Annotated in this window: 12 protein-coding genes; 11 read left to right on the forward strand and 1 reads right to left on the reverse strand. The window is 45.7% G+C overall.

Annotation, left to right across the window (positions count from 1 at the left end):
• Positions 1 to 50: 50 nt before the first annotated feature.
• The 9 genes from A8806_RS20105 to A8806_RS20145 all read left to right on the forward strand — a co-directional run bounded on the left by A8806_RS20105 (position 51) and on the right by A8806_RS20145 (position 9,672).
• A complete protein-coding gene (locus A8806_RS20105) occupies positions 51 to 1,457 on the forward strand; it encodes an MFS transporter (protein WP_278321134.1) in 1,407 nt (468 codons plus the stop codon).
• 269 nt (positions 1,458 to 1,726) lie between these two features.
• Positions 1,727 to 2,908 carry a hypothetical protein gene (locus A8806_RS20110; protein WP_109732958.1) on the forward strand — a complete coding sequence of 394 codons (1,182 nt, stop codon included), beginning with the start codon at positions 1,727 to 1,729 and terminating at the stop codon, positions 2,906 to 2,908.
• Positions 2,909 to 2,950: 42 nt separating this feature from the next.
• On the forward strand, positions 2,951 to 4,258 hold the full coding sequence (locus A8806_RS20115; protein WP_109732959.1) for a M20 metallopeptidase family protein: 1,308 nt from the start codon (positions 2,951 to 2,953) through the stop codon (positions 4,256 to 4,258).
• Entirely contained in the window at positions 4,221 to 4,955 is a 735-nt protein-coding gene (locus A8806_RS20120) for a Crp/Fnr family transcriptional regulator (RefSeq protein WP_109732960.1), read from the forward strand. The genes A8806_RS20115 and A8806_RS20120 overlap by 38 nt, the downstream gene beginning before the upstream one ends.
• A gap of 380 nt (positions 4,956 to 5,335) precedes the next feature.
• Positions 5,336 to 5,671 (forward strand): PD-(D/E)XK nuclease family transposase, encoded by a 336-nt coding sequence (locus A8806_RS20125; protein ID WP_109732961.1) that lies wholly within the window; start codon positions 5,336 to 5,338, stop codon positions 5,669 to 5,671.
• A 28-nt stretch (positions 5,672 to 5,699) separates the two neighbouring features.
• On the forward strand, positions 5,700 to 6,017 hold the full coding sequence (locus A8806_RS20130; protein WP_109732962.1) for a hypothetical protein: 318 nt from the start codon (positions 5,700 to 5,702) through the stop codon (positions 6,015 to 6,017).
• Positions 6,018 to 6,124: 107 nt separating this feature from the next.
• Entirely contained in the window at positions 6,125 to 6,928 is an 804-nt protein-coding gene (locus A8806_RS20135; RefSeq protein ID WP_109732963.1) for an FAD binding domain-containing protein, read from the forward strand.
• Complete coding sequence (locus A8806_RS20140; RefSeq protein ID WP_109732964.1) at positions 6,929 to 7,393, forward strand: (2Fe-2S)-binding protein; 465 nt, start codon at positions 6,929 to 6,931, stop codon at positions 7,391 to 7,393.
• Positions 7,390 to 9,672, forward strand: a complete 2,283-nt coding sequence (locus A8806_RS20145; protein ID WP_109732965.1) for a xanthine dehydrogenase family protein molybdopterin-binding subunit — start codon at positions 7,390 to 7,392, stop codon at positions 9,670 to 9,672. The genes A8806_RS20140 and A8806_RS20145 overlap by 4 nt, the downstream gene beginning before the upstream one ends.
• A 95-nt stretch (positions 9,673 to 9,767) precedes the next feature.
• On the opposite strand, the gene A8806_RS20150 is transcribed toward A8806_RS20145, so the two are convergent.
• Positions 9,768 to 10,256, reverse strand: coding sequence for a GNAT family N-acetyltransferase (locus tag A8806_RS20150; RefSeq protein WP_109732966.1), 489 nt, complete (start codon positions 10,254 to 10,256; stop codon positions 9,768 to 9,770).
• 333 nt (positions 10,257 to 10,589) lie between these two features.
• On the opposite strand from A8806_RS20150, the gene A8806_RS20155 reads away from it, so the two are divergent.
• The gene (locus A8806_RS20155; protein ID WP_109732967.1) at positions 10,590 to 11,987 is read left to right on the forward strand and encodes a L,D-transpeptidase family protein; all 1,398 of its coding nucleotides are present in this window, start codon (positions 10,590 to 10,592) and stop codon (positions 11,985 to 11,987) included.
• Positions 11,988 to 12,186: 199 nt separating this feature from the next.
• Complete coding sequence (pflB, locus tag A8806_RS20160) at positions 12,187 to 14,439, forward strand: formate C-acetyltransferase (RefSeq protein WP_109732968.1); 2,253 nt, start codon at positions 12,187 to 12,189, stop codon at positions 14,437 to 14,439.

A 14,439-nucleotide genomic window follows, 5' to 3' on the forward strand; every position in this document is an offset into this window, starting at 1 on the left:
TGATTATTTATGACTGTAAACGGGGGATTTTATGAAAAGGAGATTTATGAATGAGTAGTAGAGCATTGCGTGCAGAGATACCTGTGAATGTGAAGAAGAGGACAGATACCAATGTCAGGATTCCGCTTATTAGTAAGGTTGCATACGGCATGGGGGATGTTGGATGTAATTTTAGCTGGATGTTTGTAGGAAACTTTCTGATGATATTCTATACGGATGTATTTGGAATCAGTATGAGTGCAGTGGCAGGATTAATGCTGTTTTCCCGTTTCTGGGATGCAGTCAATGATCCTGTGATCGGGAGCCTGACGGATAAGACGAAGTCGAGATGGGGACGGTACAGGCCCTGGCTGCTGATTGCAGCACCTATTACGGCAATCGTCCTGATGCTGACCTTCTGGGCGCACCCGGACTGGCCGAATACTTCCAAGATCGTATATATGGCCGTAACATACTGCATCCTTGTGCTGGGGTATACTTGTGTCAATATTCCATATGGTACATTGTGTGGTGCCATGACCCAGAATATTGAGGAGCGGGCGCAGATCAATACATTCCGGTCCGTAGCGGCTATGATTGCGATTGGTATTATTAATATTATTACGGTTCCTCTGATCTCGAAACTGGGGGCAGGAAATGATAAAAGAGGATATCTGCTGATTGCAGTTATATATGGATGTATCTTCGCGGCATGTCACATTTTCTGCTTTTCCAAGACGAAAGAGGTTGTGACAATTCCTGAAAAACAGAAGGTTTCTATTAAAGAACAGTTAAAGGCAGTATCCGTAAACAAACCGTATATACTTGCTTTGGCAGGACAACTGCTCTTTGGTTTTACCTTATATGGCAGAAATGCTGATGCACTTTATTACTTTACATATGTGGAAGGGAATAAAGCCTTCTTCACAACCTACTCCATGTGTATTATCATTCCCTCTATCATAGGCGCCGCATGTTTCCCACTGCTTTTTAAGTGGACAAATAATAAGGGGCGTGCTGCATCCATTTTTGCATTCCTGACAGGGATCAGTATGCTAAGCCTGTACCTGTTCAGCGTTCGTACATCCCCAATACTTTTTTATGGGATATCAGGACTGACACAGTTCTTCTTTTCTGGATTTAATACTGCGATCTATGCGATTATCCCGGACTGTGTGGAATACGGGGAATGGAAAACAGGCCTGCGCAACGATGGGTTCCAGTATGCATTTGTATCCCTTGGCAATAAGATCGGTATGGCTCTTGGAACTTCCCTGCTGGCCCTGGTCCTTGGAGTAGCAGGCTATGTGGCGAACCAGCAGCAGAATGAAACGGTGATTGCTGTTATGAAGCACTCCTTTACGACGATCCCCGGAGTATTCTGGGTGGTGACGGGGATTGTTCTGTTCTTCTACAGGCTGAATAAGAAACGGTATAATGAGATTGTCGGGGAAATAAAGATCCGGAAAGAGCAGTAAAATTAGAAAAAATATGAAATATAATGACAGGTGAAAAGACTGTAATATATCTGTAAAATAGTATATATTACAGTCTTTTTGTTGTAAAAACATAATTTATAAAATAATTGCATTTATGACTCACGTGATACAGAAAAATCACTTGCATTCTTATATAATGAAATTACAAAAGGAAGAGAACGAAAGTGAAGAAGTAAAAGTAAAATTACGTAACTGTTCATGGCTTTGAACAGTTACAAAATTACAAAGAACATGAGGAGGTAAGAAATATGTTATGGTCGTTTGAATTTAATTTGATGCTTTTCTGTGTGATCGTTTTGATAGCCGAGGTGATTTCAAAGAAAACTTCAGCAAGAATTCCATCTGTGTTTCTGGTGGGTGCCATCTTTATGGTTTTATTTGTCGGAAAGATCATCCCTTCCGATTTTATAGACAGCTCCTATATGGAACTGGTCGGAAGAATTACGCTGACTATGTTGATTATCAATATGGGGACAACCTTTGACATTATGCAGATTAAAAAAGAGTGGAAGACGGTTTTAGTCTGTCTGGCGGTATCACTCAGTCTGATTCTCATAGTAGGATTTGCATTGCGCCCGATCATCGGAAGAGAGCTGGCGATTATGTCACCGGGACCAATCGCAGGCGGAGGTGCGGCAGCGGCAATGGTAGCGGCAGCAATTGGAGGGATCAAGCCACAATTGGCATCTTATCCCTGGCTGATTTTTATGCTTCAGGGACTGATTGGATTTCCGCTGTGCGGCTGGGCTATGCGTAAGGAACTCCAGCATAAAAAGATGCTTATAGATAAGAATGGTTATGTCAAAAGTACTGTACAGCAGACACAGGAGAACCATAAGAAGAAACTTTGCGACAAAGTTCCCCAGTCCTATAAATCCACGGCGTACTACTGGTCCACATTATTGATATTTGCTGTATTGAATATTGCAGTCAACAAGGCATTTCTGGGGCAGTTTAAAATTAACACGAATGTGACGGCAATTATTTTGGGTATCGTACTCAGTCATTTCGGTATCCTTGAAAAAGACCCTCTCAGCAAATCTAATTCAATGGGGATGCTGTTTCTCGGGCTGATTGCCAGTATGGCAAATAGTTTTGCTATGGTTGGGGCACCGGAACTTCTGGCGATGATCAAGCCTCTGGTTATTGTTTTTGCAGTGTCTACACTGGTTATGTTTATCATCGGGATCATTGGATCAAAGATATTCAAAATGTCTAAATACAGAGGGATTGCAATTGCACTGAACTGTTATGTAGGGTTCCCTTACAACTTTATGCTGTGCAGGGAGGCAGTCACATCTATGACAGATGATAAGGAGCAGCAGAAACTGCTTGAGGATGACCTGATGCCGACGATGATTGTTGCATCACTGATCTCAGTTACACTGGTGTCCGTAATCGTTGCCGGACTGATGCTTAGTTTCTTATAATCCTGTAAATAAAAATGGCGAAATTGATTGGAGGATGGTACAATGGGATTAAAACAGGAAGACGAGTATCCGGTGTTTCCGGCCACAGAGGTAAGGCCAGCGCATTCTAAGATTCTCAATGCAGTGATATCAGACGGAAACTGGTATCGGAAACAAGCTGAGTATGTGTTTACATATGTCAGGGAACTCAGGCGTTATTTCCATAATAACCCTGAACAGGTAATGGAAGAACGGGGAACATCAGAAAAGATCTGTGAGGAACTGGAAAAACTTCAGATTCCATACACGATCATACCGCCATATGGAGTTGTCGGTATCATAGAGGGGGAAATGCCGGGCAGGACGGCTGCGCTTCGGGCCGATATGGATGCCCTGCCGATCCAGGAGCTCGGGAATCCGCCCTATAAATCAAAAAATGACGGCTGTATGCATGCCTGTGGTCATGATGCCCATATGGCAATGCTTCTGGGGGCGGCAAAGATTCTGTCCGGGCACAGGGAAAAACTATGTGGAAATGTAAAACTGATTTTCCAGCAGGCAGAAGAAATAGGCGCAGGTGCACTGATAATGCTAAGGGCGGGGGTACTTGATGACTGTAGTGCGATCTTTGGACTTCACCAGTCAGCAGAATATCCAACGGGAAGTTTTTTTATGGATGAGAAAGATTTTACCGCGGCAAATGTAATCTTTAAAGTCAAGGTGAGCGGGGGCGGCGGGCACGGCTCACAGCCGCAGCTGTCCGTAGATCCTGTGGTAGCGGCTTCCGCTATGATCCAGTCGCTCCAGACACTGGTAAGCCGTGAGACTGACCCGGAGGAGATGGCGGTTGTAACAGTCGGTTATATCAACAGTTCCACAAGCAGGTGCAATATTATTACAGAAGAAGTAGAATTCGGGGGAACTATCCGCTACAGGAAAACAGAGCTGTGCGAGGTATTTGAACACTCATTTTACAGAGTCCTTAGAAACATAGGAGCAGCCTACCGTGTGGAGGTCGGGATCGAATATCATAATGTCTGCGTACCTGTTTATAATGATCCGGTGCTGGCAGATTTTACACGGCAGGTATTAGAATCGCTGGCCGGAAAAGAACAGGTAAGTGACCGAATGAAGACTGCGGCTGCAGAGGATTTTGCATTTTATCAGCAGCAGCTTCCCGGTATGTATTTTTTCATGGGTTCAGGGGATGCAGAACATACGAAACCTCTCCATAACCCATACTATGATATAAATGAGGATGCGCTGATCGAGGGGACTGCAGCCTACAGCAAGCTGGCAGCGGATTATCTGCTGAGTACAAAGGAGCAGGATTATGAGCCGGAAGGAAAAAGATTCGTGGGAAAAAGTTGACTTAAAGGAAAAACAGATAACCGGATGTCTGAAGGAGGCCTCAATTTTCAGAGACGTACCTGAAAAACAACTGGCTGAACTGGCCGGGGCCTGCTTCAGTTTTTTTATCAAGCGTGGCGGGTATATCTACAGGCGTGACAGGGATGTGCCGTATATGGTAATCATTTATTCCGGCTGTGCACTGGTTTACATCGGATTTGAAGGGACAGAAGAGATGCTGGTTAAGATCAGGCGCAGAGGAGATTACATCGGTGAGATGGGGGTTCTTGGAAATCAGCCGCAGCCCTGCAATGTTATTGCACAGGAGGACACCATAGCCGTACTGATTCCGAAACTGGCGTTTTGCGAATTTTTGAAGAAAAACCATAATGTGGTCTCTGCCCTGTTTCAGGATTTAATAGGACGGATCAACCAGTCGAGCAGGAAACTGATCAATACGATTTACATGGAGGCGGACGGAAAACTGGCCTATTCGATTGCCAGGCTGATGGTTAGTGCCCAAAAGTGTGAAGAAGGGATGTATATCACAGTCAGCCAGAAGAATCTGGCAATGGCCTCGGGCTTGTCGAGACAGTCTGTTGCGCGTGTGCTGACACATTGGAAACAGGAAAACTGGATCATGACGCGGCGGAACAAGATTATTATATTGAATCAGGATGCAATCCTAAATACAATCGTTCTCAATGAAATGAAATAAAAGAGGGGGAAGCACGGAGCTGACAGAAGAACTCCGGCTTCCCTCTATATTTTATTAAGATGCTTTTTGTGAAAAATTCCGATATTGCTTCATAATAATATGTCATGCTAAAATAACAATACATCAAAGACAGATTCATTTCGAATATTATTACTGTCTTTTCAACAGCCTAGTGCTGTTTGTATCTGAACTCAGGCATTTTCTGCCAGAATACAGTTTGATGAACTATAAGTAGATAATCATTTTATCGGGCAGTAATACTCGGTCCATGACATTTTCCGTCAGTTATGCTAAAATAATAAGAAGAAACGGAAATTTAATGAGATCTGACAAAAACTTCCTGATAAAAATGAGTGCACACAAAAGGAAGGAGAAGATGATTGAAAGATTTCAATGAAATACGTGAAAGGGTAGAACGGTTAAACATTATTGATGATACTCTTTTTCAAAAGATGGCAGAGGATATTGGTTTCTGCGAAGAGATGATTTCAACAGTTATGAATGAGAGTGTAAAAGTCATGCAGGTAATTCCACAAGATACTATTAAGAATCTGCAGGGCTGTTCAGTTATTGTGGATGCTTTGTGCGAAAAACAGGATGGTACATTTATAAATGTAGAGGTACAAAAAAGCGATAATGATAATCATCAGAAAAGAGTTAGATATAATGCTTCCTGTATTACAGCAAATATCACAGAACCGGGAATAAAATACTAAAGTACATAATGGAATGGAGGAAATCTATGTGAATGCGGAGGCAAAAGACGGAAGTGCCCTTGCTGAACTAATGAGAATCTATACAAATCTAGATGCTTATAATTATGAAAGATTTCCGAATACATCCAAAAGAAAAGCCGATTTAAAAAAGAGCAAAGAAGGGGTGAAAATGATGTGTGACATAGTAGAAGAATATGCAGAAAAGCAGAGCAAGATTGCAGTTAGGCAGACGGAGGAAAAATTGGCAGGAAAGCTTTTAAGAGAAGGGATGACGATTGAAAAAGTCGTATCCATGATGGAAATGCTTACAATAGAGGATGTTGAGAAGATCAGTAGAGAGCAGTAACTAACAGTATATGAACCTGAAAAAGGTTTGTTGAATTCCCCCGCATTTTAGTATATGATATTTTAGTATGGGAATGTCATGATTGTACGAAAGAAAGGAGAGCTATTTTGCTTACGATTAACAATTATGTGAAAGCGAAATCCCTGGAGGAGGCCTATGAGCTGAATCAGGCAAGGAACGCCCGTGTGATGGGCGGTATGATGTGGATGCGGCTGGGGAACGCGAAAGTACAGACGATTATAGATTTGTCGGATCTGGGGCTGGACCAGATCGAGGAGAACGACCATGTTTTCAAGATCGGCGCGATGTGTACACTCAGACAGCTGGAGCAGCACGAGGGGCTGAGGGAGATGTACGGGGACGCTATCGCAAAGGCACTGCATCATATCGTAGGGGTCCAGTTCAGAAACCAGGCGACTGTAGGGGGGAGCATCTACGGACGGTTCGGATTTTCCGATGTGCTGACATGTCTGCTGGCTCTTGATACATTTGTAGAATTATATAACGGCGGAACAATCCGCCTGTCTGAATTTGTGAACCACAAGAGTGATAAAGATATTTTAGTTTCTATTATTATCAGAAAAAGTAACCGGAAGCTTCGTTACGATTCCATCCGACAGACGAAGACAGACTTCCCGGTTCTGGCGTGTGCGGTTGTAACCGGGCCGGTACATGGGAAAGAAACATGGTATTTTTCAGTGGGGGCACGTCCGATGAAGGCGGCTGTTCTGGAAAAGGAGTGGGAGATCCCGAAGGATATTTCTGACGAGCAGCTGGAAATTTATGCAAAAGAGGCGGCATCACAGTTTACCTATGGTACGAATATGAGAGGCAGCGCGAAGTACCGCCAGCATCTGGCGGAAGTACTGATCCTGCGTTCCATGCGTTCTATTTTAGAGGAGGGCAGATAGATGGAAGTGAAGTTTATATTAAATGGAAAACAGACGGCAGCAGAAGTCGGTGCGGATACGATACTTCTGGATGTTCTGCGCTCTCTGGGCTGCCACAGTGTAAAATGCGGGTGTGAGACGACCAACTGCGGGCTTTGCACAGTCTGGATTGACGGCAGATCACGCCTGTCATGTTCGGTTCTGGCAGCGGCTATGGAAGGGCATGAGATTACAACGCTGGAAGGGGTAAAGGAAGACGCAGAGGAATTTGGCCGTTTTCTGGCAAATGAAGGAGCAGAACAGTGCGGATTCTGTTCTCCCGGATTCATCATGAATGTTCTGGCGATGGTTAAGGAACTCCACAATCCGGATATAGAAGGGATCAAGGAATACTTATCAGGAAATCTGTGCAGATGTACCGGCTATATGGGACAGCTGCGTGCAATCCAGAAGTATTTACAGAGCAAAGAGGAGGTGTGTTCATGAGAATCGTGAATCAGCCGGTTCCGAAAGTAGATGCGAAGGCGCTTGTAACGGGACAGGGAGTATATACAGATGATTTAGCGCCGTCCGACTGCCTGATCGTAAAGGTATTAAGGAGTCCTCATGCACATGCCCTGATCAAAGATATTAACTTGACAAGGGCTCTGGCAGTACCGGGGATTGAATGTATCCTGACCTATGAAGACTGCCCGGATAAACGATTTACAATGGCAGGACAGAGCTATCCGGAGCCGAGCCCTTATGACAGGCTGATTCTTGACCAGCGTGTCCGCTTCGTGGGAGATGCAGTGGCAGTGATTGCCGGGAACAGCAAAGAGGCTGTGAACAAGGCTATGAAGCTGATCAAGGTGAAGTATGAGGTTTTGGAACCTCTCCTTGACTTTCGAAAGGCAAAGGACAACCCGGTTCTTGTGCATCCCGAAGACAACTGGCAGAGCCTCTGTCCGGTGGGGGCAGATAATAAAAGAAATCTCTGTGCACATGAGGAAGACTCGGCAGGCGATATCGATTCGGTTCTGGACTCATGCGAATATGTTGTGGACAGGGTTTACCATACAAAGGCAAACCAGCAGGCCATGATGGAGACGTTCCGTACATACACATATCTGGATGCATATGGCAGGCTGAATATTGTTTCTTCCACACAGGTACCGTTCCATGTCCGCCGGATTCTTGCTAATGCACTGGATATCCCGAAGTCAAAGGTCCGCGTAATCAAGCCAAGGATAGGCGGTGGCTTCGGGGCAAAACAGACCGTGGTTACGGAGGTTTATCCGGCACTGGTAACCTGGAAGACGGGAAAACCTGCAAAGATCATTTACACGAGAGAAGAATCGTTTATTGCCTCCTCCCCGAGACATGAGATGGAAGTCCATGTACGTGTGGGGGCAGATAAGGACGGCATCATCAAGGGAATCGACGTATATACGCTGTCCAATACCGGTGCATTTGGTGAGCATGGCCCGACGACGGTCGGCCTTTCAGGACATAAATCGATCCCACTGTATGGAAAGGCGGAAGCATTCCGTTTTGTTTACGATGTTGTTTACACAAATGTCATGTCTGCCGGCGCGTACAGAGGATATGGTGCGACGCAGGGGATCTTTGCAGTCGAATCCGCGGTTAATGAACTTGCGGGTAAGATGGGGATGGACCCGGTCGTACTCCGGGAGAAAAATATTGTCAGAGAAGGTCAGGTTATGCCCGCATATTATGGGGAAACGGCAAACAGCTGTGCACTGGACCGCTGCCTACAGCGTGCGAAAGAAATGATAGACTGGGACAGCAAATATCCGTGCCGGGACATGGGAAACGATAAGGTCAGAAGTGTCGGTGTGGCAATGGCAATGCAGGGGTCCGGAATTTCCGCACTGGATACTGCATCTGTCGGGATCAAGGTAAATGACGATGGTTTCTACAGCCTGATGATCGGTGCGACAGACATGGGTACGGGCTGTGATACCATACTGGCACAGATGGCTGCAGAGTGTCTGGACTGTGAGATGGAAGATATCATCGTGCATGGGGTCGATACGGATTCGTCACCTTATGACTGCGGGTCCTATGCCTCCAGTACCACTTATGTTACAGGTATGGCGGTCGTCAGAACATGTGAAGCGTTAAGAGACAAGATTTGTGCAAAGGGGGCAGCGTACCTGAACTGTCCTGTCGGGGATATCGAATTTGACGGGAATCAGGTCGTGAATTTAAAAACAGGTGAGAGCATCTCAAGGGCAGAGATCGGAAACCGTGTCATGTGCAGCAACGAAGATGCATTGTATGCGAGTGAGGCCTTCAGCTCCCCAATTTCACCGCCGCCTTTCATGGTCGGCATGGCCGAGGTGGAGATTGACAAGGCGACAGGACAGCTTGAACTTATAGATTATGTGGCAGTCGTGGACTGTGGTACCGTGGTCAACCCGAATCTTGCGAGGGTACAGACAGAGGGCGGTATCGCGCAGGGAATTGGCATGGCGTTATATGAGGATGTTGTATACAGCGACAAAGGGAAAAATTACAGCAATTCCTTCATGCAGTATAAGATTCCAAGCCGTCTGGACGTGGGAGAGATCCGTGTTGAATTTGAAAGCAGTTATGAGCCGACCGGGCCGTTCGGGGCGAAATCAATCGGTGAGATTGTCATCAACACACCGCCTCCCGCAATTGTAAACGCCGTCCAGAATGCAACAGGCGTCATGATCCGGGAATTACCAGTCACATCTGAAAAAATCTATTGGGGGATGCGTGGGCAGAACCTGTAAATGAAATTAAAGTTAGTATGAAAAAAAGGACGACTCTGAAATTTAACAGAGTTGTCCTTTTATCGTAAAAAAGTAATCAGGATTCCAATACAGCCTTATCCAATCTTTTTCTGATAGGCAAGCCGTTCAGTCCCGTCCTCGGAATAAATAATCCCGCAGTATGTAAATCCGTTTTTGTCCAGCATGTGCTGCATTACCATGTTATCTCTGTGCGTATCGATCTTCAGGTTCCCGCATTGTTTAAGTGCCCAGTTCAGACAGAACGTGGCGGCCCCCCTGACTGTACCGTTCGAGGTGATCCTGTGGACGACACCGTAGGGACTGTCATCCAGCCATTGTCCTTCATAAATTTTGGCATAAGTGTCATCTTTTCCCAGTTTATAGTAGAAGGTGGCAACAACTTTCCCCTGTTCTTCACATACATAACTATTGCCTTCCTCAATATCTCTGGCGAGCAGAGGCTTCGGCGGATAGGAATTGCCCCATTGTGAGGGATTTCCGTGACTCGTCATGAAAGAACGTGCGCCTTCATACATTTTCATAAGAATATCAAGGTCTGCCAGCTGCGATTTTCTAATTTCCATAATAAAAATTAACCTCTCGTAATAATACTGACATGCAATCAGAACCTGTCCAGCATCTTCTGGCATGTAATATTATTGTAAAACGGATTCAAAAATTAAGCAATTAGAAAAAATACTGAAATATGCAACCTTTTGCCTTGAAAATCCGTCTATTTAATGTAAAGATAGTAGTATACCCGAAGGGCACCCCGTAACATATGCCCTTCGGGCGGGTCCGCAGCACAGGCTGCAGAATAAGGTTCACCCTAAAGGGCATACCGTAACTCATGCCCTGCGGGCGGGTCTGCAGCGCAGGCTGCAGAATAAGGTATACACATGAGGAGGGCACAGCAGATGGGCAGCAGAAAAAAATTATTACTTGTATTGGGAATTTTGGCAGCGGTTATTGTTTGTATTTATTTAGGTTTTTCTTTCTATTTCATGAGTCATTTCTATTCCGGCACTCATATCAATGGGGCCGATTTTTCCATGAAAACCGCAGAAGATGCGGATAAATACCTGCAAAAACAGATAGCGGTCTATACACTTACCATCATCCCGAAGGAGGGGGAGAAGGAAGAAGTGGCCGGTGCAGATATTTCGATGAAATATGTTAAGAATAAAAAGTTAAAGCAGACATTAGAGGAACAGAATGCCTTTTTGTGGCCGTCCATGTTTTTCGGGGACAGCAGTATCAAGGCTGACTTGGGATTTACTCTTGATGAGAAGAAGCTGGAAGAAAAGATTGAGGGGCTTAGCTGCTGGCAGAATGAAGGCAAGACTGATCCCCAGAGTGCGAAACCGGAATTCAACGGGGAGAAGTTTGTAGTAAAAGAAGAAGTACTCGGTACAAAGGTGGATCAGGAAAAGACGAAAAAAGCAATCACGGATGCGGTATTTGGCCTGTACGAAGAAATCAGTCTGGAAAAAGAAGACTGCTACCAGAAGCCAAAATATACTTCTGATTCAAAAGAAGTGGCAGTGGCCTGCGACACTCTCAACCAGTACTGTAAGGCAAGCATCACTTACGACATGGCGCCGGCAAAAGAAGTCGTGGACGGTAAGCTGATTGCCCAATGGCTGACATGGGATGACAATATGAATGTAACCTTCCATGAAGACAAGGTGGGCGAGTATATGAATAATTTTGCCGCAAAGTATGAAACGCTGTATGCTTCCAGACCCTTGACAACACCTTGGGGAAAAGCGACGGAAGTCAGTGGAGGGACCTATGGCTGGGCGATTGACGAAGCTTCGGAGACACAGGCATTGCTTGCAAGTATCAAGGCCGGTGAAACGGTAACAAAGGAACCTGTCTATGAGCAGAGGGCGGCAACCCACGAGGCGCAGGACTGGGGAAAAACGTTTATCGAGGTGGATCTGAGCGCGCAGTACATGTGGTATATCGTGGATGGAAATGTGGCATTTGAGAGTGCGGTCGTGACAGGTAAACCGTATGATCATTCTACGCCGTCGGGAGTGTATGACATTTTATTGATGTCTTTGAATACGACACTGGTAGGAAATATTGTGCCCGAAACCGGGGAACCGGAATACCGCACGCCTGTGGATTATTGGATGCAGGTGACATGGGGCGGTGTTGGTTTCCATGATGCGACATGGCAGCCGGCATTCGGCGGTGACCTGTACTGGAGCATCGGATCGCATGGGTGCATCAATATGCCCCTGGATGCGGCGGGGACATTATACAGCATGATATCCACCGGGACCCCGGTCGTCATGCACTATTAGGATTGGTACATTTACATCTTCTACGGTCACTGAAAGTAGTGGGTGAGAACAGGATTTGACACTAGATATTGTATAAAATTGCGTACAATGCATCAAATGATAACGATTATCACTTAAACTCTTGTCTTTTATTTAACGTGATGTTATACTAGGCGAGGAAAAAAGATAAACCTTATTTATTAAAGGAGGATTTTCGAATATGACACATTTTGAGCAGTGGGACGGATTTCAGGGGAGACTCTGGAAAGACGACATTAATGTACGCGATTTTATCCAGCACAACTACACACCTTATGACGGGGACGAAAGTTTCCTTGCGGGACCTACAGAGGCAACGAATAAACTCTGGGGAAAACTTCAGGAATTACAGAAGGAAGAACGTGCAAAAGGCGGCGTTCTGGATATGGAGACAGAGGTCGTTTCAGGGCTGACAGCTTATGGGCCGGGATATATTGATGAAGAGATGAAGGAGCTGGAAACAGTTGTGGGACTCCAGACAGACAAGCCTCTTAAGAGAGCTTTTATGCCGTACGGCGGTATTAATATGGCAGAGAAGGCCTGCACCACATACGGATACCAGCCGAGTGAAAAGCTGCATGAGATTTTCACAAAATACCACAAGACACACAATCAGGGGGTATTCGATATTTATACACCTGAAATGAAGAGAGCACGTCACAATAAGATCATTACAGGGCTTCCGGACACTTACGGAAGAGGACGTATTGTTGGTGATTACCGCCGTGTGGCTCTTTATGGAATCGACCTTCTGCTTGAGAAGAAGATGGACGATTTCAATGAGACAGAGAGACATGGTATGAAGGGGACGGACTTCCGTCTCAGGGAAGAGGTTGCCGATCAGTTAAAGGCCCTGAAAGAGATGAAAGACATGGCGGCTGTTTACGGATACGATATTTCAAAGCCGGCCAGAGATGCGAGAGAAGCAGTTCAGTGGCTGTATTTTGGATATCTTGCAGCGATCAAGACACAGAACGGGGCTGCAATGAGTGTCGGAAGAATCTCAACATTTCTGGATGTCTATATCCAGAGGGATATGGAGAAGGGAATCCTGACAGAAGAAGAGGCACAGGAACTGATCGATCATATGGTTATGAAGTTCAGAATGGTGAAGTTCGCCAGAATTCCTTCTTATAATGAACTGTTTTCCGGGGACCCGGTATGGGCTACGCTGGAAGTGGCAGGTCTCGGGCAGGACGGACGCTCTATGGTTACAAAGAACGACTACCGTTTCCTGCACACACTGGAAAACATGGGACCGTCACCGGAGCCAAACCTGACAGTACTGTATTCTTCACGCCTGCCAGAGGCATTTAAGAAATATTCTGCACACATTTCTATTACGACAAGTTCTATCCAGTATGAGAACGATGATGTGATGCGCCCGGTATGGGGAGATGATTACTCTATCTGCTGCTGCGTATCCGCAACACAGACAGGCAAGGAAATCCAGTTCTTCGGGGCACGTGCAAACCTTGCAAAATGCCTGCTGTACGCAATCAACGGCGGTGTGGATGTGAAGACAAGAGAGCAGGTGGCGCCTGCGTACAAACCAGTGACTGCAGAGTATCTGGATTACGATGAGGTCATGGATAAATATGACAAGATGATGGACTGGCTGTCCAAGCTGTATGTCGATACACTGAATATGATCCACTACATGCATGATAAATACTATTATGAAGCGGCAGAGATGGCACTGATCGACACAGACGTAAGACGTACATTTGCAACAGGTATCGCTGGGTTTTCACATGTGGTTGACTCTTTAAGCGCGATCAAATATGCCAAGGTGAAAGTAATCCGCGATGAGACCGGAATGGCTGTAGACTACGAGACAGAGGGAGACTTCCCGAGATACGGAAATGATGATGACCGGGCAGACGACATCGCGATCTGGCTTCTGAAGACATTCATGGGTAAATTGAAAAAATGCCACACCTACAGAAATTCAGAGCCGACCACATCAATCCTTACCATTACATCAAATGTCGTATATGGCAAGGCAACAGGATCTCTTCCGGATGGAAGAAAAGCAGGAGAGCCGCTGGCACCGGGAGCCAACCCGTCCTATGGTGCAGAGCAGAACGGTCTGCTTGCATCCCTGAATTCAGTTGCAAAGCTTCCATATGAAGAGGCGCTGGACGGTATTTCCAATACACAGACGATCAATCCGGGAGCACTCGGACACGATGACCAGGAGAGAATCGACAATCTGACACACGTGCTGGACGGATATTTCGAGCAGGGTGCACACCATCTGAACGTAAATGTCTTTGGAAAAGAAAAGCTGATCGACGCAATGGAGCATCCGGAGAAGGAAGAATATGCAAACTTCACCATCCGTGTATCCGGATATGCAGTGAAGTTTATCGACCTGACACGTGAGCAGCAGATGGATGTAATCTCCAGAACATGCCACGCAGAGATGTAG

Source organism: Faecalicatena orotica, assembly GCF_003149245.1.
Taxonomy (GTDB): domain Bacteria; phylum Bacillota; class Clostridia; order Lachnospirales; family Lachnospiraceae; genus Faecalicatena_A; species Faecalicatena_A orotica.

What these genes read in the sequence shown, in the direction of transcription:
- A8806_RS20150 (WP_109732966.1), bottom strand. Translation starts at nt 10,256, where the DNA reads ATGGAAATTAGAAAATCGCAGCTGGCAGACCTTGATATTCTTATGAAA.
- A8806_RS20120 (WP_109732960.1), top strand. Translation starts at nt 4,221, where the DNA reads ATGAGCCGGAAGGAAAAAGATTCGTGGGAAAAAGTTGACTTAAAGGAA.
- A8806_RS20155 (WP_109732967.1), top strand. Translation starts at nt 10,590, where the DNA reads ATGGGCAGCAGAAAAAAATTATTACTTGTATTGGGAATTTTGGCAGCG.
- A8806_RS20145 (WP_109732965.1), top strand. Translation starts at nt 7,390, where the DNA reads ATGAGAATCGTGAATCAGCCGGTTCCGAAAGTAGATGCGAAGGCGCTT.
- A8806_RS20110 (WP_109732958.1), top strand. Translation starts at nt 1,727, where the DNA reads ATGTTATGGTCGTTTGAATTTAATTTGATGCTTTTCTGTGTGATCGTT.
- A8806_RS20140 (WP_109732964.1), top strand. Translation starts at nt 6,929, where the DNA reads ATGGAAGTGAAGTTTATATTAAATGGAAAACAGACGGCAGCAGAAGTC.
- pflB (WP_109732968.1), top strand. Translation starts at nt 12,187, where the DNA reads ATGACACATTTTGAGCAGTGGGACGGATTTCAGGGGAGACTCTGGAAA.
- A8806_RS20105 (WP_278321134.1), top strand. Translation starts at nt 51, where the DNA reads ATGAGTAGTAGAGCATTGCGTGCAGAGATACCTGTGAATGTGAAGAAG.
- A8806_RS20115 (WP_109732959.1), top strand. Translation starts at nt 2,951, where the DNA reads ATGGGATTAAAACAGGAAGACGAGTATCCGGTGTTTCCGGCCACAGAG.